At 62.6% G+C, this 17630-nt stretch carries 16 protein-coding genes and 1 tRNA gene; 13 read left to right on the top strand and 4 right to left on the bottom strand.

The genetic code is table 11. From position 1 onward, the window contains the following. The first annotated feature begins 16 nt into the window (after positions 1 to 16). Together ACLIMP_RS12065 and ACLIMP_RS12060 are read left to right on the top strand one after the other, a co-directional pair. On the top strand, positions 17 to 1780 hold the full coding sequence (locus ACLIMP_RS12065; RefSeq protein ID WP_324695651.1) for an FAD-dependent oxidoreductase: 1764 nt from the start codon (positions 17 to 19) through the stop codon (positions 1778 to 1780). After that, positions 1765 to 2538 carry an SDR family NAD(P)-dependent oxidoreductase gene (locus ACLIMP_RS12060; RefSeq protein ID WP_324695649.1) on the top strand — a complete coding sequence of 258 codons (774 nt, stop codon included), beginning with the start codon at positions 1765 to 1767 and terminating at the stop codon, positions 2536 to 2538. Before ACLIMP_RS12065 ends, ACLIMP_RS12060 begins: the two co-directional genes overlap by 16 nt. Before the next feature lie 4 nt (positions 2539 to 2542). Here the strand turns inward: ACLIMP_RS12060 and ACLIMP_RS12055 are convergent, their stop codons facing one another. Continuing rightward, positions 2543 to 3070 carry a hypothetical protein gene (locus ACLIMP_RS12055; RefSeq protein WP_324695647.1) on the bottom strand — a complete coding sequence of 176 codons (528 nt, stop codon included), beginning with the start codon at positions 3068 to 3070 and terminating at the stop codon, positions 2543 to 2545. A 178-nt stretch (positions 3071 to 3248) separates the two neighbouring features. Between ACLIMP_RS12055 and ACLIMP_RS12050 the strand changes: the two genes are divergently transcribed. From ACLIMP_RS12050 to ACLIMP_RS12040, 3 genes are all read left to right on the top strand, one after another. After that, positions 3249 to 4394 (top strand): acyl-CoA dehydrogenase family protein, encoded by a 1146-nt coding sequence (locus tag ACLIMP_RS12050; protein ID WP_324695645.1) that lies wholly within the window; start codon positions 3249 to 3251, stop codon positions 4392 to 4394. After that, entirely contained in the window at positions 4394 to 5314 is a 921-nt protein-coding gene (locus ACLIMP_RS12045; RefSeq protein ID WP_185997195.1) for an acyl-CoA dehydrogenase family protein, read from the top strand. Before ACLIMP_RS12050 ends, ACLIMP_RS12045 begins: the two co-directional genes overlap by 1 nt. Positions 5315 to 5423: 109 nt before the next feature. After that, complete coding sequence (locus ACLIMP_RS12040) at positions 5424 to 6227, top strand: SDR family NAD(P)-dependent oxidoreductase (RefSeq protein WP_054438725.1); 804 nt, start codon at positions 5424 to 5426, stop codon at positions 6225 to 6227. A gap of 57 nt (positions 6228 to 6284) precedes the next feature. On the opposite strand, the gene ACLIMP_RS12035 is transcribed toward ACLIMP_RS12040, so the two are convergent. The 3 genes from ACLIMP_RS12035 to ACLIMP_RS12025 all read right to left on the bottom strand — a co-directional run bounded on the left by ACLIMP_RS12035 (position 6285) and on the right by ACLIMP_RS12025 (position 8161). Then, on the bottom strand, positions 6285 to 6812 hold the full coding sequence (locus tag ACLIMP_RS12035) for a nuclear transport factor 2 family protein (RefSeq protein WP_324695642.1): 528 nt from the start codon (positions 6810 to 6812) through the stop codon (positions 6285 to 6287). Positions 6813 to 6837: 25 nt separating this feature from the next. After that, complete coding sequence (locus ACLIMP_RS12030; protein WP_443477871.1) at positions 6838 to 7650, bottom strand: SDR family NAD(P)-dependent oxidoreductase; 813 nt, start codon at positions 7648 to 7650, stop codon at positions 6838 to 6840. Between the two features lie 73 nt (positions 7651 to 7723). Beyond that, positions 7724 to 8161 (bottom strand): hypothetical protein, encoded by a 438-nt coding sequence (locus tag ACLIMP_RS12025; protein WP_185997198.1) that lies wholly within the window; start codon positions 8159 to 8161, stop codon positions 7724 to 7726. Between the two features lie 105 nt (positions 8162 to 8266). On the opposite strand from ACLIMP_RS12025, the gene efp reads away from it, so the two are divergent. The 8 genes from efp (at position 8267) to prsK (ending at position 17630) form a co-directional block, all read left to right on the top strand. Then, entirely contained in the window at positions 8267 to 8830 is a 564-nt protein-coding gene (efp, locus tag ACLIMP_RS12020; protein ID WP_054438718.1) for an elongation factor P, read from the top strand. Then, positions 8830 to 9234, top strand: coding sequence for a hypothetical protein (locus ACLIMP_RS12015; RefSeq protein ID WP_324695638.1), 405 nt, complete (start codon positions 8830 to 8832; stop codon positions 9232 to 9234). The genes efp and ACLIMP_RS12015 overlap by 1 nt, the downstream gene beginning before the upstream one ends. 45 nt (positions 9235 to 9279) lie before the next feature. After that, positions 9280 to 10095, top strand: coding sequence for an inositol monophosphatase family protein (locus tag ACLIMP_RS12010; protein ID WP_054438714.1), 816 nt, complete (start codon positions 9280 to 9282; stop codon positions 10093 to 10095). Positions 10096 to 10171: 76 nt separating this feature from the next. After that, positions 10172 to 10255: transfer RNA gene (locus tag ACLIMP_RS12005), tRNA-Leu, on the top strand. 593 nt (positions 10256 to 10848) lie between these two features. Beyond that, complete coding sequence (locus tag ACLIMP_RS12000) at positions 10849 to 12561, top strand: tetratricopeptide repeat protein (RefSeq protein ID WP_443477870.1); 1713 nt, start codon at positions 10849 to 10851, stop codon at positions 12559 to 12561. 44 nt (positions 12562 to 12605) lie between these two features. Continuing rightward, positions 12606 to 13925, top strand: a complete 1320-nt coding sequence (locus ACLIMP_RS11995) for an amidohydrolase (RefSeq protein ID WP_185997200.1) — start codon at positions 12606 to 12608, stop codon at positions 13923 to 13925. Between the two features lie 193 nt (positions 13926 to 14118). After that, entirely contained in the window at positions 14119 to 15504 is a 1386-nt protein-coding gene (locus tag ACLIMP_RS11990; protein WP_185997201.1) for a TIGR03013 family XrtA/PEP-CTERM system glycosyltransferase, read from the top strand. After that, positions 15501 to 17630, top strand: coding sequence for an XrtA/PEP-CTERM system histidine kinase PrsK (gene prsK / locus ACLIMP_RS11985; RefSeq protein WP_324695630.1), 2130 nt, complete (start codon positions 15501 to 15503; stop codon positions 17628 to 17630). Before ACLIMP_RS11990 ends, prsK begins: the two co-directional genes overlap by 4 nt.

Below are 17630 nucleotides of genomic sequence, written 5' to 3'. Positions count from 1 at the left end.
GGCGGGAGAAATGCAGGTGTCGTGGGGTGAAAGCTTCGATGTCGTAGTGGTCGGATCGGGAGCGGCGGGAGCTATGGCTGCGCTGCGCAGTGCCGACAACGGCATGAAGGTGCTGATCGTCGAAAAGGCGCACAAGTTCGGCGGCACGTCGGCCGCATCCGGCGGTGTCATGTGGATACCCAATCATGGGCTTGACGGTGCGCATGGCGACAGCCGCGAGGCAGCCCTGGAATATCTGGGGGCGACGATCGGGGTGCCGGTCAATCGCGAACGGCTGGAAGCCTACGTGGAAGAGGCGCCGGAGATGCTCCGATATCTCAGGAGTACAGGCGTCGACCTGATGGCCGCGGCCTGGCCGGATTATTTTCCGGACAGGCCCGGCGCACGCGCGGATCGTTCCGTGATCGTGCCGACTTTCGATGGACGGCGGCTCGGCGACGGTCGCTACGCATTGATGAGGGAGCAGTACAACCGCTTCAAGCTGTTCGGTCGATATGCGATGGACCTTACCGAGACTTTCGCACTCATGATGCAGTCGAAGGGCTGGCGCCGGGTCGCTGGCAAGATGATCGGGCGCTATTGGCTGGACCGGGGCACCCGCAAGGTTTCGCACAGGGACCGCCGGTTCACTCAGGGTGCGGCGCTGATGGGGGCGACTTACGAGCAGGTCTTCGCGCGCGGTGTGGAATTGCGCCTCGAAACGAGCCTTGAAAGCCTCATCATCGATAAAAGCGGCGGGGTGACGGGCGTTGAGCTTTCCTGTTTCGGGCGGCGCTATCCGGTCCAGGCACGATACGGAGTGGTGCTGGCGGCCGGCGGATTCGAATGGAACCAGACTCTGCGAGACCGTTTCTATCCGGTCCCCGGGCTGACGCGTCATTCGTCCACCCCGGAAGACGGCAATCGCGGCGAAGCACTGATCGCCGCCGAAGCTGTCGGCGCTTCGACGGAGCATACCGAACAGGGCTGGTGGATACCGACCATGACCCTGCCGATGAAGGGGGCTTCCAACTTCCACGAAATCCATCAGGCGGCCTTCGACGTGGGACGACCGTGGAGTGTGGTCGTCAACCGTAACGGCGTCCGTTTCGTTGACGAAGCTTGCGGATACGACCAGTTCGGGCAGGCCATGGTGCGCGATCAGCGTGAAAGCGGGGCGAATTGCCCGTGCTGGCTGATTTTCGACTCCAAGTTTCGGCGCAAGTTCAGCGCGGGCGGTCTGATGCCCACGGTCCACACGGCCGAGCACAAGGTTCCGGCGGATTGGTGGGACCACTACGTCTTCCGTGCCGATACCATCGAGCAGCTCTGTCACAAGATCGGCCTCCCGGTAACCGCGGTGCAGGACACGATTGCCCGGATGAACGTTTATGCGAAGACCGGTGTCGATCCTGAATTCGGACGCGGGATGAACGCCTACGACCGGATGTTCGGCGACCCTGTGTCCCAGCCCAATCCCAACATCGGCCCTATCGACAAGGCACCTTTCTACGCAGTGCCTATCAACAATGGTGATCTCGGCACCAAGGGTGGGCTGCGATGCGATGCGCGGGCCCGCGTTCTGGATGGTGCGGGGCTGCCGATCGCAGGGCTCTACGCCGCCGGCAACAATTCGGGGACGCCGTTTGGCGATACCTATCCGGGGGCAGGAGCGACCATCGGGCCGGCGATGACCTTCGGCTACGTCGCCGCGAACGACATTGCGGAGCGTGCGGACAATCTGCGCAAGGCATCCGGTTCATCTTGCGAAGGGGAGCGATCGGAATGCAAGGCAGGGTAGCAATCGTCACCGGGGCGGCAGGCGGCATTGGGGAGGCCATCGTGCGCGCGCTCGGAGAACAGGGCATGAGCGTTCTTGGCACGGGGCGTAACGCAGGCAAGCTTCAGGCGCTTAAGGATGCGCTCTCAGGCACGGTAGAGTTCGATTTCGTCGCCATCGATGCCACTTCGAGAGAGGCCCCGCGCCTCATCGTCGATGCAGCGGTGGAGAAGTTCGGCCGGCTGGATGTGCTGGTGAACAATGCCGGATCGTTCAACTTCGGGCCGGTCGACAAGACGACGGACGAGATGCTCGATGAAGTTCTGGGGATCTCGCTTCGCGCGCCTTTCCGGCTTTGCCGCGAGGCTCTGGCCATCATGGGGGAGGGAAGCTCCATCCTCTTCATCGGGTCCACCTGGGGGCTGTATGGCACGCCGGGCGGGGGAGCCTATTCCACGGTAAAGGCAGGGCAGATCGGCCTTATGCAAACCATGGCGGCCGAATATGGGCCACGCGGAATTCGTTCAAACTACGTGGCGCCAACAGTGGTGCGGACGGAGATGACCGATGCCTTCTGGAATCTCGATTTCTTCCGGCGCACCAATCATGAACTGACCCCGCTCCAGCGAGACTGTACTGCTGCCGACATCGGCAACATGGTCGCCTTCCTTGCCTCCGACGCGGCGGGTTTCGTCAATGGCCAGACTATTGCCGTGGATGGAGGCATCTCGACTACGCGCTATCTTTCGCCGGCAGCGATCGGCGCAGTACGGCAATAGGGGGTCAGCCAGGAGGTTTGCAGGCCTTGCCTTCGTAAGCAAACCGTACCACGCGATATTCGGTGCCGATCCAGCGCGTGACCGGGAAGCAGAAGCCGGGACCGCCGATCTCAAGGTCGGGATAGCCGTCCGCTCCGCGGGTGTTCAGGAAAGTGGCGACGCCGGTCTGGTCGGTCATGATTTTCCAGCCTCCGGGTACCGGGCGCAGAAGCTGGAAGCCGGTGCCTGCCGCTCCGAAACATTCCGTGCCATCGGCAACGACGATCGCCTCGGGGCGGCCGTCGCCATTGAGGTCGCGCAGTTCGACCGCTTCGCGGGTGACGCTCGTTGAACCGCCGCACCCGCGCCAGGCGTTGCCGGACTTCGAATAACCTGCCGCGCGCATCAGAGGGTCGATCTGGGCGCTGGTGAGAGCGGTAGCTTTCACGTCCTTCGGCCACCCGTCCGTCGGATAGCTCCCGGGCTGCGCGCTTGCTGGAGGGACGAGTGCAAGCGCTGCTGTGAGCAAGGCGAAGGCATGTAATCTGGGCATGGCGATTTCCCTTGTTCGGCCCTGCTGGCCCAACTGCCCCGTGGCTCCATGTTGCTCCCGGTATGCCGCCGCGGTCAACCGGAACCGACGGATTGCGGTTTTCGCCGGGGCGTTGGGCCCAGCCTTGTGGGCGGGAAGTACGCTGGGTAACGCCGGGAGGAGAACAGGGAAGGATGCCATGCAGTTCGAATGGACCGAGGAACAGGACGCCTTCCGGCACAAGATCCGGGACTTCCTCCACGCCAATCTCCCTGAAGACTGGGAGAAGTTCTCCGAGCATGGCCCCGCATCGCCGGCGCTGACGGCGTTCGCGCGCGAATTCTGCGTGAAGCTGGCCGAGGCTGGCATTCTGTTCCCGCACTGGCCCCGCGAAATGGGCGGAGAAGGGCTTGGTCCGTGGGAGCAGCAGATCCTCGCCGAGGAAATGTGGATCGCGGGAGAGCCGCGCGGCGGACAGTACATGAACGTGAACTGGATCGGCCCTACGCTCGAAAAGTATGGCACTGCCGAGCAGAAAGCCCGTTATCTCGAGCCCATCACGCGCGGGGAATCGCTGTGGTGCCAGGGATTTTCGGAGCCTGACGCCGGTTCCGATCTCGCCGCCTTGCGGACGCGTGCAGTTCGCACCGAGGGGCGGTACGTTATCAATGGCCAGAAGATCTGGACATCCTATGCCGGCCTTGCCGACACCTGCTTCCTGCTGACGCGCACCAGTGACGACAGGAAGAAGGGCATCACGATCATCCTCGTGCCCATGGACACACCAGGTATCACGGTACGCCAGATTCCATCGCTGATTGGTGAGGGCGATATCCACGAGGTCTTCTTCGACGATGTCACGGTCCCTGAAACCGCGCGTTTCGGAGATGAAGGGCAGGCCTGGGAAATCATCGCCTATTCCTTGCGCAATGAACGGCTCGGCATTCCTCGCTTCACGCTGGCCCGTGCCGCGCTCGACCGTGCCGTTGCGATGCTGAAAGAACGGGGCGAGTTTGCGCGTGAATACGTCCGCATCGAAGCCGCCCGCTGCGCCGCCCTTTGCGAGGCTGCGGGAACCGCGAACTACGCCGTCGTCCAGAAGCGGGTCGATGGCCTCGCGATCGGCGCCGAATCCAGTTCCGCGCGCTATGGCACGGTCATGGCCGAAAGGGCGGTTTGCGAATTCGTGATTGAGTTCCTGCCAGAAGGGCTGGCGGGAGCCTCGTCTTATCTCAAGATGCACCACCAGCGCGGAATCGTTGCGGGCATTGCCGCCGGATCGGCTGAAATCCAGCTTAACATCATTGCCAGCGAAGTGCTGGATCTGCCCCGGGAACCGCGCTGATGCAGCTTGCCCTCAATGAGGACCAGACCCAGGTACTCGACTTTGTCGACAGTCTCGCCCGGCCGTTTCAGGCGGTGCCGATGCATGACGTGTCCCTGGCACTCGAAAGCGATGAACTGGACGAAGCCCTCGCGGAGAACGGCTTCCTGGACGTCATGGCGGTGGACGAACTCGGCCCCGTGACCGCGGCGCTCGTGGTGGAGAAGCTGGCGCGCCTGCCCTTCGCGGTGGAAGCGGCAGTATCCGCGTTGGTGCGGCCCTTGATCGATCCCGAATTGCCGCGTCCGATTTGCATGGTCGAGGAAGGTCGAACCCATGGGCCGGTGCGTTTCCTGCGACCGGGCGCTACCGTCGTGATGGTCGGGCCTTCAGGCGTGCGCAGTTTTACCGCGGAGGAGGCGATGATCGGCGCGGCGCAGGAGGATACGCTCTATGCTTACCCGGTAGCATTCCTTAAAGCGCTGCCGGATACGATGGTCCATCACGATGCAGATGTCTCGGATGTGATGCGTGCCTGGCGCGTGGCCATTGCGGCAGAGGCGGCAGGGCTGTTGGCCGGAGCGCTGGCGATTACCGTCACTTACGTGTCCGAACGCAAGCAATTCGGCAGGGCGCTGGCGACATTCCAGGGGATGCGGCACCGCCTTGCCGAGGATCAGGTGCTGACCAACAGCGCCTACTGGATGGCGATGCGCGCGGCAGCGAGCGGTGATGCGGCCGATGCGGCGATGGCGCTTCATCACGCGCAGGAAGCGGCCAAACGGGTCTGTTACGATTACCACCAGTTCCTTGGCGGCATGGGCATGACGCTGGAGCATCCGCTGCACTTGTGGACCTATCGCCTCAAGCTCCTGACCGCGGAACTGGGCGGACGGGGCGCGCAGGGGATGGCTGCCGCCCAGGCGCTCTGGGGCTCATAGCCTGCCAGCGATGGCGTAACCGTCGATGCGATATCGATGTTGCGGCCGTCGCTTCCGCAAGGCTGCCATGTACTAATCTGCTCCGACACAGAAACTTGGGGAAGATACCATGGAAGCACGCGATCTGATCGATCTGGGCGGGCAAGTCGCGATCGTCACGGGGGCCGGGCAGAATGCCGGACGCGCGACGGCGCTCGAACTGGCACGGCACAATGCCGGCGGCATTGCAGTGAACGACTTCGTGCCGGAACGTGCGGAAGCGGTTGCGGAGGAAATTCGCGCACTTGGCGTTCCGGCTCTGGCAGTGCCGTTCGACGTCGGCGACCTTGACGCGGTGCGCGCAGCCAATGACGCGATCACGGCGAAGCTTGGCCCGGCCACGATCCTTGTGAACAATGCGGGCATGGCCGGCCCGACGGCTTCGATCCGTCCCTCGCAGAACTTCTGGGAGGAGGACCCGGCGAACTGGGAGCGTTACCTGCGCACCAATCTCTACGGAGTATACAACTGCTGCTTTGCATTCGTTCCCAACATGGTCGAGGCAAAGCGGGGACGGATCGTCACCATAGTCTCGGATTCCGGGCGCATCGGTGAACCCAAGCTCGCCGTCTACGCCTCGGCGAAAGCAGGCGCGCAGGGGTTCGTTCGGTCGATCGCAAAGGAGCTGGGGCGCTACGGGGTCACTTGCAATGCCGTATCCCTGTCAGCCCTGATGCCCGACATGCCGGAGGAACAGCTGGCCGAAGTCATGCAGTCCGATCACGCCAAGGCTATGCTGTCGCGTTACACGATACGTCGATATGGCAAGTCCAGCGATGTAGCCGGGCTGGTCACTTTCCTTTGCTCGAATGCATCGGAGTGGATCACGGGGCAGACATACCCGCTCAACGGCGGTTACGCGCCTTCGATGTAACGAGGTACGGCGTTCCGGGCCTGCCTGCCGTCAAGGGCAGGCAGGCCTTGGGGCGTCTCAGGTTCGGGCGCCGCGTGCGAACAGCGGCTGAAGGCAGGTCCGGTAGCTCGGATCGTCAGGTCCCTGACCGAGCAGACCGCCGCCGTCGAAAGGCCGGCGCAGCTTGAAATCGTAAGTCACGACACGCTTGGAAAATCGCCATTTTCCATCCGGGCACCGGTGATAATTGTCGATATAGCGGACGGCCATGAAGTCCTCTTCCCGAGTGCCGTCGCGTGCCTGGATAAGGTGCCAGGCAAGCGCGTAAACCTCCCCGCTCGCTTCGTCGCCATAGATCGCGATAAGATGGTTGCAGACGTGGTGTCCGGAATAGGGCATGTGCGGAAAGGCATGTGCGATGAACTGGCAATAGTCCTCTGCCGTGCCGTCGAAGCTGTCTCCGTGCGTGTCCGTTGCGTCCTCGGTGTAGAGATCGCGGAGCAGCTCGATGTCCTGCCGGTCGATCGCGCGCGAGTAGAGCAGCACCAGCTCACGGATGGCTTCCTTGTCGATCACGACCTGAAGTGCGGCCTCGTCGATGGCCATCGTTGTTTCTCCCCCTGGAAATGGTTCAGAGCAGGGCGCCCCCGTCGATGGGATAGACCTGCCCGGTAATGAAGCTGGCGCGATTTCCCGCGAGGAAGGCAACCATTCCGGCCATTTCCTCCGGCATCGCGAATGGACGGCCCACAAAAGTGCGGCGCTGCCGCAGCGCCTTGTCTTCCTCGCGGATGGACGCGCCGCCGCCGCTGAACACGCCGGAATCGGGATGGAACCGGCTGCCCTTGCTGAAAGCAGCGGGATCGCGTGAAATCGTCGCGTATGGCGCTATGGCATTTACGCGGATGCCGTGTTGTCCCACTTCCTTGGCAAGCACCACGGTGAAGCTGTGAACCGCGCCCTTGGCTGCCGAATAGACCGGCAGCATGTAATCGCCGACCAGCGCAGCGGTGGAGCCGACATTGACCACCGCACCTGATTTGCGTTCGATCATGCCGGGCAGGACGGCGTGGGTCATGCGCAGGACGGTGCCGAAATTGAGGTCGATGTCCGCCATCCACTTTCCAGGGTCGGAATCGACGAAGAAGCCCTGATCGACGTTGCCGCCGACATTGTTCACAAGCACTTCGACGTTGCCGAGATTTGCGGCGGATTCCAGAATTTTTGCCGGAGCCTCGGGATCGAGCAGGTTCGCGCTGACGAAGATCGCGCGGCCCGCGCCTCTGGAGAGGCAGTCTTCCACCAGCCTGGCGCCCGCATCCCCGTCTCTGCCGACAAGGACGAGATCAGCCCTTTCGCTTGCGAGTTCGAGAGCTATGGCGCGGCCGATATTGGCGGTTGCGCCTGTTACAATGGCCAGTTTTCCGGCAAGCCCGAGATCCATTGCAGCGCTCCGTCATCCATCTCCATATCGGGAGCTAGGTCGGATCCGTGGAACGGGCAAACCGCAGGGGCGATCAGGTGTCGGGCTGGCCCGAGTTCTTGAGATTGCCTCTGCCGCCGCGCGTCAGGATACAGCGCATGTCGCTGTCCTGGCCATCCGGCCCTGTAAGGCGAAGGAAGCCTTTGGACATGCGGTGCATCCTCATGCCTTTGAGTTCGCCGCCCGTCATCACGACACGGTCACCGGTCATGAGGTAGCTGCCTCGAACGCCGTCCGGTGTCTTGTAGTTCGAGGCGCTCACCACGCGGAAGTCGTACTGCGGAAGGCGGATGCCGACCGGTCCGCCCGCAGTTCCGTCCTTCTCGCAGCTGTATTGGCCAAGTTCCATGGTGCCGATGAGTCCCCCCGGAACCGGCGGGGGCGGCGATTTTGCCTGCAAGGGCGCGATGGCAGGAGCGCCAGATACCAGGGCGAGGGCGAGAAAAGGCGTGTTGCGGAGGGCGCGGGTCATGACCAACCGCTAGCATCGGCGCGAACCAATTGCCACAGGCAGTCTCCTCGGCTAAGGGCCCATGCTTTCCGTACACCGGCTCTTTCCCATCTTAAGGTTCATCCCATGAAGATCAGCGGCGTCGACATTCGTCCCGGCAATATCCTCGAATACGAAAAGGGCATCTGGAAAGTTGCCAAGACGCAGCACACCCAGCCGGGCAAGGGCGGCGCGTTCATGCAGGTCGAGATGAAAAACCTGATCGACGGCCGCAAGACCAACGTCCGCTTCCGCAGCGCCGACACGGTCGAGAAGGTCCGTCTCGACACCAAGGACTTCCAGTTCCTTTACGTCGAGGGCGACCAACTGGTGTTCATGGACATCGAAACCTATGAGCAGATCCAGCTCCCCGCAGATCTTCTCGGCGATGCCGCAGCCTTCCTTCAGGACGGCATGCAGGTGCTTCTCGAGCTTTGGGAAGAGCGTCCGATCTCGGTCCAGCTTCCCGAACAGGTCGAAGCCGTCATCGTCGAGGCAGATGCCGTGGTGAAGGGGCAGACCGCTTCTTCCAGCTACAAGCCTGCCGTGCTCGACAACGGTGTGCGCGTGATGGTGCCGCCGCACATCGAAAGCGGCACGCGCATCGTTGTGGACGTTTACGAGAAGTCCTACGTCAGGAAGGCTGACTGATGCGCCGGCTGGCGTCTTTCGTGGCCGTGGCGGCCCTGTTTTCAGGGCTCGCCGCGCCGACTTACGCCGCGCCGAAGAAGGCCGCCGCCAAGGCTCCGGCCAAGGCGGCGTCTGCTGCAGGGACCGAGCATCCCGGCACTTCTCCCGAAGTGGAAAACGCGATGCTCTATCTCAAGGTGCTGATCAGCGGATTGCAGTCCGAGAAGGTAGAGGCGCCTGCCAAGGGCGCTCTGGTGGGCTGCATCTACAACAATTCGCTTCAGAAGATCAGCGAATCGATGGACAAGATTATCGCCGAGCACCCCGGCAAGGTCCATCGCGACAATCCCACCGAACTGCTCAGCGCCATGGTGGCACTGTGCGGTTACAAGCCCGCTACGCAGCCCGCGCCGCAGGGCCGATAAAATCAGGCCGGCTTCGGCCGGTACTCGAAGGACAAGGTAAGTTTTATGGCCATCTCCGGTCTCATTCGCGTCATGGAAAAAGCGGCCCGCAAGGCGGGCAGCCGCCTGCGCCGCGACTTTGGCGAAATCGAGCACCTTCAGGTCTCGCGCAAGGGACCGGCGGACTTCGTTTCGAAGGCTGACCAGGCTTCGGAGCGCACGATCTGGGACGAACTGCGTGCCGCACGGCCTGAATGGGGCTTCCTGTTCGAGGAGGCCGGCGAGATCGAGGGCGATCCCGACAAGCCGCGCTTCATCGTCGACCCGCTCGACGGCACGACCAATTTCCTTCACGGTATTCCGCACTTCGCGATTTCGATTGCCGTGCAGGAGCCGCGTCTCGACGGAAAGGGCTGGGGCGAGGTAACCGCTGGCCTGATCTACAACCCGGTGACCGACGAAAGCTACTGGGCGGAGAAGAGCCGGGGCGCCTGGCTTCAGGACAAGCGCCTGCGCGTTTCGTCGCGCCGCCACCTTGACGAAAGCGTGATCGCGACCGGCATTCCCTTCGCCGGTCATGGCGATGCGGGCGAATGGACCCGAATCTATCACGCGCTCGCACCGCAGGTTGCCGGCATCCGTCGCTTTGGTTCTGCCGCGCTGGACCTCGCGTGGGTTGCTGCGGGCCGTTACGAAGGCTTCTGGGAAGCCGACCTCAAGCCGTGGGATACCGCGGCCGGGTGCCTGCTCGTGCGTGAGGCCGGTGGCTTCGTTTCCGACTGGAAGGGCCGTTCGCAGCCTTATTGCGACAAGGAAATCCTGGCCGGCAACGACGCGCTGCACTCGCGTCTCCACAAGATCCTTGCAAACGCGCTCAAGTGACTTGAGCCGAAGCCAAGGCGCGGCTAAAGCCTGCCGCGTCGGTGCGTCGCGCGAAGCGGCTGCACCATGCGAAAGTGCCCCTGTGGCGGAATGGTAGACGCGAACGACTCAAAATCGTTTGTCGCAAGGCGTGCCCGTTCGAGTCGGGCCAGGGGCACCACACCGCAAGTTTCGAGCCGCAAACCCTCAGGGGTTTCGCGGCTCTTTTCTTTTCTCCGGGGTGCTCAAAGCGGGCAGGTCGGACGTCGGCTGTGTTCAATAGTGAACGTGCTTACCGCGATGTCGGCGTCCTGGAGGCTTATCTCTTGGAAATTGACGGAATTTAACGGTTAAACACGGATGATTCGGGGCATCTTCCATCTACATTGGTAACAACCTTGAAATTCCACCGCCTGATCGCGGTGGCATTGTCTTTCGAATCCAACTGGGGTCCGATCGACGTCGAGGTCTGCTGGAAGCTCGTTCCGAGCCGAGGAAACGAGGTTCACGGGACACCGGTGGTCCCCTACGCCGCCGGCTTGCTTCCAGCAGTTCTCCGTTTCTCGCCCTTACCGGCACGTGGTGGGGCGGATCGGCTTGACGGACAAGGTTTTGGAGAGCCGCTTCGGGTCGCAACTAAGAAGCGTGTTTGCCAAATCTCCCCCTCCGGACTACTTTGTTCCGGAGGGGGACGATATGGAACCCACTGCCGACCAATATCGTAGCGCTGTATCCAGCGTCATCGCCTCTTCTACTTTCAAGACATCGCCTAGGTTGGCGGAACTTCTGTCCTATCTTGTGGAACAGAAGGTTGCGGGAAATGGAGATCGGCTGAAAGGCTATCCCATCGCGCTCGATGTCTTTGGGCGTGACGAGGATTTCGACGCTTCATCGGATTCGCTCGTCAGGGTGCAGATGACCCGTCTTCGCAAGGCGCTGTCCGAGTACTATGCGAAGGACGGGATCGAGGACCGCTACAGGATCGTCGTGCCGCGCGGCTCCTATGTTCCGGGTCTGGAGCTTCCCAAGGAGCAGCAACTCGGTGCGGGCGGTGAGGAGGCCTCAGGGAATCCTTCCGAGACCGAACCATCGTCCGTCGCCCCGCAACCTTCCGAGATCGTTGCCGATTCGGAGGAGGATATCGTGCGCTCTTCCAGCGCGTTGACCTTGCGGAGGCGCGCGTGGGGCCTTCTGGCGGCCCTTGCACTCATTGCTGCAGTGCTGATCGTTTATTGGCCGGGCGAGGACCGGGATGCGGTGTTCGTCCGGGCCGGCGAGATGCCGACCGGGCCGGTCGTCTATGTCGCGCCTTATGCGTTGAGCGGGGAAACGGGATCGATCGCCCCAATTCGCGAAGGGTTGCGGAACGACCTCATCAATTATCTGTCGCAGCTTCCGAATCTTGCCGTGATCGCTTTCGATGATGACAAGTTGAACGCACCGCACGACTTGCAGGAGAAATCGAAGGCAAGGCGCGGTCTGCCGCCGGCATTCGTGCTTCAAGGCTCGATTGCCGTGGAGGGTGGGAGTTTCCGCGTCAGTTCGCGTCTGGCAAGGATGCCGGGAGGGGTTATCGTGTGGTCCGAGCGCAGCGATCCGATCGACTTCGTTCCCACCAAGATTCTCTCGGTCCAATCCGATATCGCGCTGGGCGTGGCTTCGCGGCTCGGCCAGCCATACGGTGTTATCCATGAGACGATGCGGCAGGATCTGGAAAATCACCGCGATGTCAGCATGGATCATTACTACTGCGAATTGCAGGCCTACCAGTTCATGCGCGCAAGGGAGGAGGGCGGTCTGGATCGCGTGAAGGAATGCCTCGAACGCGCGGTTTACGACAAGCCGAACTACTCCAGTGCCTGGGCGCTGCTTTCCTGGGTGCGTCTTTTCGAGGCGCAGGCTGGGGGGGAGGGCGATTCCCCCGAGGCACTGGAGGCCGCAAAGCGTGCGGTCGCGGCGAATGCCACGAATGCCATTGCGTATACCTACCTGGCCCTGGCTTACTATCGGCACGGCGAGGACGATGCGGCACGGGATGCGATCGGCAAGGCTCTAGAGATCAGTCCGAACAATTCCGAGGTTCTGGCAAACGGGGGACGTCTTCTGAGTGCGCTTGGTGAACGCGAGATCGCACCGGCACTCGCGCGCAAGGCGATCCGGCTCAATCCGGGGCATCCGCCCTGGTACTGGTCTGGCCTGACCATCGATGCGCTCCACCGCAAGGATGGGCCTGAAGCGGTGCACTTCGCCCGGCTCAATGCGGAAGATCGCGGATTGCTCTCCCGTTATCTTCTGGCTTCGGCCTATGCGCTCGACGGGCGCGGAAGGGAGGCTGCGGACGTGCTCGGCCATGCGGCTCGCGCCTTTCCCGATGTGTCGCAGGACCGCTCGGCCGTGGCGCGAGAACTGCGGTTGCCCGATTTCGTGACCGCTCCATTGGTCGATAAGGGTTTGATGCCCGGGCAGAAGCGCGCCGCAGCGCAGTGAGGATGGCTCTTGCCGACCCTGCGCGAGGGCCATACGTTGCCATTATGAAAACACTCGCCGTCATCGCATCCCTCGGTCTCGCCACGGGCTCCCACATCGCCGCTGCGGAGCCTGTCGCCGAAAGGATCTCGGCAGACATTCCCGGGTTGATGACGATCTACCGCGATCTCCATGCCAATCCCGAACTGAGCTATCAGGAGGTGCGCAGCGCCGGGATCATGGCCAAGGCCGCGCGGGATGCTGGTTTCACCGTTACCGAGAAGGTCGGCCAGACCGGTGTGGTTGCGGTTCTCAAGAACGGCGCCGGGCCCACGGTCCTGATCCGTGCGGACATGGACGGTCTGCCTGTCGTCGAGCAGACCGGCCTGGCTTTCGCCTCGAAAAAGCGCGGCGTTTCGACTGCGGGCGTGGAGAGCGGCGTGATGCATGCCTGCGGGCACGATACCCACATGACCGCCTGGATCGAGACCGCGCGGTTGATGGCGGCGCGCAAATCGGAATGGTCTGGCACGCTGGTCATGATCGGTCAGCCGGCGGAGGAAGTCGGCACGGGCGCCGTGGGAATGCTCAAGGACGGTCTCTACACGCGCTTTCCCAAGCCGGACTACACTCTGGCTTTCCACGATTCCGCCGATCTTCCCGCCGGGCAGGTCGGTGCGGCGGTGGGCTGGGCGCTCGCCAATGTCGATAGCGTCGACATCCTCGTGAAGGGCTTGGGCGGCCACGGGGCCTATCCGCAAACGACGAAGGACCCGATCGTGCTCGCCAGCGCGATCGTCATGAAGTTGCAAACGCTCGTGAGCCGGGAAACCAGTCCGCTCGATCCGGCGGTGGTCACGGTCGGATCGTTCCATGCGGGCGCCAAGCACAACATCATTCCCGATCAGGCCAAACTCGAGCTGACCGTGCGCAGCTATTCGGACCAGACGCGTGCGCACCTGTTGGACGGGATCAAGCGCATCGCTCGCGGCGAGGCTATTGCATCCGGTCTTTCCGATGATCTGATGCCCGAAGTTTCGGTGAAGGACATCTACACGCGAGCCACCTGGAACTCGCCGGAGTTCACGCAGGAGGCCGTGGCCGATCTCAAGGCCCGGATGGGCGATGCCAATGTCGTGGTCACGCCGTCGGTCATGGGCGGTGAGGATTTCGGTGAGTTTCGCCGGGCTGACGAGGACCATATCAAGTCGGTGATCTTCTGGGTCGGTGGTGCCGATCCGCAGAAGCTGGCCGCCGCCAAGGCCGGGGGGCCTTCCCTGCCTTCGCTGCACAGTCCGTTCTGGGCTCCGCAGGCCGACAAGGTCATCGCATCGGGCAGCGAGGCCCTGACGCTCACGGCTCTGCGGCTGATGGCGAAGAAGTAGCTCCCTGCTCGCGGGGAAGGCTTGTAAGGCAGTCCGACAGCTCCAGGTGAAAAGCGTTGCGCAACGCATGATTGGCGGCACCCCTGCGGACTGCGGACATTTCCCATGCTGTCAGATTCACCGACAGTTTACGCCTTTGGCCTAAAGAGGACCTCACCGCCGGTTTCGGCTTGGAGAATGGCGCTTCTCGACGATGATTCGTCTGTTCAAACATTATATCCCCCATGCCGTCGCCTTGCTCTGGCTGGTGGACATGATTTTGCTGGCGGGCGCCAATGAGCTTTCATGGCGGCTGCGGGCGGGGCAGATCGGGATCGAACTCGGCACTCTGGGCGAACGGATCGCGCTTCACACCGCCTTCGCCGCCGTCATTTCGTTGTCGATGATCGCAGTGGGCGTCTACGGGGCTGACGCCTTGCGGTCGATGCGCTTCGCGGCGGCGCGGCTGCTGGTGGCGGTTTCGCTCGGCGTCATCGCTCTCGCCTTCTTTGATTTCCTTTTCGCCGGGCAGCATTTCTGGCGCTCGACGCTGGCCTATTCGATGGCTTTCGCGATCGTGCTGTTGATCGCCAACAGGATCCTCCTGAGCGGCTTCCTCGGCACATCTGCGTTCCGTCGCCGCGTCCTCGTGCTGGGCGCCGGGCACCGGGCACAGCGGCTGCGCGATTTGGCCGAGCGTCAGGAAAGCGGCTTCGTCATTGTCGGCTACGTCGGGATGAGCGAAGCCGCGCCGGCCGTCGAGGAAGCGATTTCCCGCGCGGCCATCCACAACCTCACCCGCCATGTCGACAATCTCGGTGTCAGCGAGGTCGTTCTTGCGCTTGAGGAGCGGCGCAATGCGCTTCCGCTCAAGGACCTGTTGCGGATCAAGACTACGGGCGTTCACGTCAACGAGTTCTCCAGCTTTCTGGAACGAGAGACCGGCCGTGTCGATCTCGATACCGTCAATCCGAGCTGGCTGATCTTCTCCGACGGGTTCTCTTCCGGGCGAATGATTTCCAGCGCCGCCAAGCGCTTGTTCGACATTCTTGTCAGCGCCTTGCTGCTTTGCCTCACCGCCCCGATCATCGCGATCTTCGCGTTGCTGGTGAAGATCGACAGCCGGGGACCGGCGTTTTACCGCCAGTCGCGGGTGGGTCTGTTCGGGGAGAACTTCGACGTCATCAAGCTGCGCTCGATGCGGACCGATGCCGAAGCCGGCGGGGTGCAATGGGCCGAAAAGGACGATCCCCGCGTCACCCGGGTGGGACGCTTCATTCGCAAGGTACGCATCGACGAACTGCCGCAGGCATGGAGCGTGCTCAAAGGCGAAATGAGCTTCGTGGGGCCGCGTCCTGAACGCCCCGAGTTCGTTCTCGAGCTGGAAGAGCAGCTCCCCTATTATGCCGAGCGTCACATGGTGAAGCCCGGGATCACCGGTTGGGCGCAGATCAACTATCCCTACGGCGCCTCGATCGAGGATTCGCGCCACAAGCTCGAATACGATCTCTACTACGCGAAGAACTACACACCTTTCCTCGACCTTCTGATCATCTTGCAAACGCTGCGTGTGGTGCTCTGGAGCGAAGGAGCGCGATGAACGCAGGCCATTCCTTCGATATGTGGACCACGGTCGGGGTGATTTTCGACCTCACCGGCGCGATCGCGGTTGCAAGCCTGGCATTATGGCTTTGGCCGCGACGGGATCGTTTCGCCGGGGCGGGTACTGCGGTTTGCGTGGCCCTGTTCGTGACGGCCGGATGGTGCGTGGCGACGGCCGCTGCGGCGACGGCCGAGGCGCCGTTCTTCGCCTCTTTCGCCGAAAGTGCCCGTAACCTTGCATGGCTCGTGGTGATCTATCGCCTTTTCGCCAGCGACGGGCGGCATTCCAGTCTTGCTCCGATCCGGCCGGTGATCTTTGCTCTGGGTTTTGTCGAACTCCTTCATCTGGGCATGACCCTTGCTGTCGCGCGGTTGATGATCGCGGCGGGTCTTGCGAACGTAGGGTTCGAGATCGACGTCATGCTCCGCCTGCTGGTCACGATCGGCGGGCTGGTGCTGGTGCACAATCTCTACGCCGGAGCGCCGCGCGAAATGCGTCCCGCCTTGCGCTGGCCGGCGGTGGGCCTGGCGGTTCTTTGGTCCTTCGACCTCAATCTTTACACGATCGCCTATCTCGGTCGTACCTGGCCGGGCGAAATCGTTGCGCTGCGCGGGATCGCCGCGCTGGTGCTCGCTGCATGCCTGACGATCGCGGCTTCGCGAAACCGCGACGAATTGCGCCTGAAGCCCTCGCGGGCCGTGACTTTCCAGACGTTCTCGCTGCTCGTCATCGGGGCCTACCTTGTGGCGATGGTGGTCGTGGCGCAGTGGCTTTCCTATGCCGGGGGCGACTTTGCGCGCCTCATCGAGATGGCGTTCCTGACCCTTGCAAGCGCGATCGCGCTGGTCGTGCTGCCCTCGCGCCGGGTGCGGAACTGGCTCAAGGTCATACTGGCCAAACACTTCTTCCAGCATCGCTATGATTATCGCGAGGAATGGCTGCGCTTTACCCGAACCATCGGCAAGAACGACGACGAGACGCTCCCGCTGGGCGAGCGCGTTGTACAGTCCGTTGCCGATATCACCGACAGTCCGGGAGGGCTCCTGCTGACTCCCGATGATGGCGGCGACCTGACACTGGCATCGCGCTGGAACTGGGCCGATATCGCCGTTCCCGCGAGCGCCTATCCGCTGAGCGGGCTCCCGGTCTTCGAGCAGGTTTCCTACATTGCCGATCTCGATGACTTGCGTGAGGGCAGCGTTCCTGCGGGTTTCGACGTCGTCGCGCCTGAGTGGCTGCTTCAGGAAAAGCGCGCGTGGGCGCTTGTTCCGCTCGTCCACTACGAACGGCTCGTCGGCATGGTTGTGCTCGCGCGGCCGCCGGTTGCCCGCAAGTTCGACTGGGAGGACTTCGACCTTCTGCGCGTGATCGGCCAGCAGCTTGCCAGTTACCTCGCCGAGAATGCCAGTCAGGAGGCACTGGCGGAATCGAGCCATTTCGAGGATTTCCACCGCCGCATCGCCTTCGTGATGCACGACATCAAGAACCTCGCCAGCCAGTTCAGCCTGCTCGCTCGCAATGCCGAGCTTCATGCCGACAAGGCCGAGTTTCGTGCGGATATGCTCGTCACCCTGCGCAATTCGTCGGACAAGCTGAATGCCTTGCTCGCGCGCCTGTCGCGTTACGGGACCGGGGCGGTGGACCGGCTCGAGAGCGTGCGTGCGGCGGAAGTCGCGCAGGCGGCGATCGGCCGGTTCAACGGCAACCCGCAGATCGTCCTTGCCGAGACGCAGGACCTTGCCATTACCGCCAACCGCCATTCGCTCGAACAGGTGCTTGTCCATCTGATCCAGAACGGCATCGATGCAAGTCAGCCGGAAGCTCCTGTTTTCCTTGCACTTAGTGCTGACGGACTGAACGCGCGATTTGAAGTGATCGATTCCGGTACGGGCATGTCGGCAGAGTTCGTTCGAAACCGCCTGTTCAAGCCTTTCGTCTCCACCAAGAGCGGCGGGTTCGGCATCGGCGCCTTCGAGGCGCGGGAACTCGTGAAGGGCATGAAAGGGCGGCTCGACGTCGAATCGCGGGAAGGGCTGGGGTCGCGCTTCATCGTCCGTATTCCGCTGGCCGCGGCGACAGAGATGTACCTGAACAGCACCTACAAGGACCAGAAGGTAGCCTGA

The sequence above is a fragment of the Novosphingobium aeonii genome, assembly GCF_052279045.1.
GTDB lineage: Bacteria > Pseudomonadota > Alphaproteobacteria > Sphingomonadales > Sphingomonadaceae > Novosphingobium.
Note: the sequence above shows the minus strand (reverse complement) of the source record. Positions and strands in the feature narration are given on the sequence as shown.